Annotated in this window: 3 protein-coding genes; all 3 read left to right on the forward strand. The window is 49.8% G+C overall.

All coding sequences use genetic code 11. The features are described from left to right. Positions 1–293, forward strand: a 293-nt coding sequence (locus ABE093_RS12750) for a hypothetical protein (RefSeq protein ID WP_430761292.1), incomplete at its 5' end; no start/stop codon positions are given. A 180-nt stretch (positions 294–473) separates the two neighbouring features. After that, positions 474–881 carry a GFA family protein gene (locus tag ABE093_RS12755; RefSeq protein ID WP_430761293.1) on the forward strand — a complete coding sequence of 136 codons (408 nt, stop codon included), beginning with the start codon at positions 474–476 and terminating at the stop codon, positions 879–881. 122 nt (positions 882–1,003) lie between these two features. Next, a complete protein-coding gene (locus ABE093_RS12760; protein ID WP_430761294.1) occupies positions 1,004–1,492 on the forward strand; it encodes a GNAT family N-acetyltransferase in 489 nt (162 codons plus the stop codon). The last annotated feature ends 11 nt before the right edge of the window (positions 1,493–1,503 follow it).

Below are 1,503 nucleotides of genomic sequence, written 5' to 3' on the forward strand. Positions count from 1 at the left end.
TAACTCAGGTGTTAGACCGCACAAGGAACCCAATGGATCTCCACCAAGCATTAATGACCTTTATTACGTCCCTTCTTGCTGCAGGCGTCGTATGGGCGATCGCAAGAATCGCTGGTGATAAGCAAATGAGAATCACATTTGTTGTGGCACTAGCTACAGCAGTCACCTTGTCAAACGCGATTAACTCGTACTTCCAATTCTCCGGGTGGAAACATTACGCCATCCTCGGTGGAATGCTTCTTTTTATCTCATTAGTTGAGCAGCGGCTTTTTGGCTCTAAACGCGCCAATTAATCACCTGACATCTGGAATCGACAGGCTCTGGGCTCTCCGTATCCGATGCCTCTCAACATTGGGTTCCCGCTAATCGTTCCGGATGGAGACTGCACCATGGATTAAAGGCAATGGCGTGCGGTCTAACTAATCGTTCAANNTTAACTCAGGTGTTAGGCATCTTTGCAGGAGGTCTCACGCATGAAGCTCTCAGGTGGCTGTCTTTGCGGTCAAGTGCGTTACGAAGCAAGTGCTGACCCAGTATTTTCAGGAAATTGCCATTGCACTGACTGTCAGCACGCATCTGGTGGTCCTTATGCTCCCGTCATGATGTTCCCACCTAATGCCGTGAATACAACTGGCCCCGTCAAATACTTTGCTTCAAAGGGCGATAGCGGACACGTCATTGAACGCGGATTTTGTCAAAACTGCGGATCACAACTTTTCGTCAAGCTTGAGGCCGTACCAGGCATGGTCGGGATTCGCCCTGGCTCACTAGATGCCCCTGCAAATTTTCAACCGGATCTGGATTTCTTTGTGTCTAGCGCCCAGCCTTGGGACCATATGAATCCGGAGTTGCCAAAGCGACAGCGTTCGCCCCAAGGCTAAGATGCCTAACTTTTCGTTCAAGCCGACCCCGCTTCGTGGCACCGTCCGCGCGCCTGCGCTACGCTAGCACGCGTCCGCCGCCACTACGCGTGGCGGCTTAACTCAGGTGTTAGGTTTTCTGCATGGAACTCATTCGCGATGCAACCAAAGAAGATTTCGCGTCAATCGTTCGGCTAAACGAAGCAGAAGTGCTTCAAACCAGCCCAATGAGCCAAGAACGACTTCAATTTCTGGCAGACATTTCGAGCTATTTCAAGGTAATGGAGTACGAAAGCTCGGCAAGTGCTTTCCTTCTCGCTATGGGGCCAAACGCTCCATATGAAAACGACAACTACAGCTGGTTTGCATCCCGATTTAAAGACTTCATGTACGTAGATCGAATCGTGGTTGGCCCAAAATTGGCCGGCCGAGGTGCTGGCAGCAAGCTCTACTTAGATCTATTTAACTTTTCTCGCAGTCATGGTCTAAAAACTATTGTTTGTGAGTACAACATAGAGCCGCCTAATCCCGCATCCAAAGCCTTCCATGACAAATTAGGGTTTCGTGAAGTGGGGCGTCAGCTAGTTTCAGGTGGGGGTAAGTTGGTGTCATTACAAGCGGCAGAAACCTAACTAATCGTTCA

The sequence above is a fragment of the Solilutibacter silvestris genome, from assembly GCF_050574925.1.
GTDB classification, from domain to species: domain Bacteria; phylum Pseudomonadota; class Gammaproteobacteria; order Xanthomonadales; family Xanthomonadaceae; genus Solilutibacter; species Solilutibacter silvestris_A.

Coding starts and splice junctions, on each gene's coding strand:
- ABE093_RS12755 (WP_430761293.1), top strand. CDS start 474: ATGAAGCTCTCAGGTGGCTGTCTTTGCGGTCAAGTGCGTTACGAAGCA.
- ABE093_RS12760 (WP_430761294.1), top strand. CDS start 1,004: ATGGAACTCATTCGCGATGCAACCAAAGAAGATTTCGCGTCAATCGTT.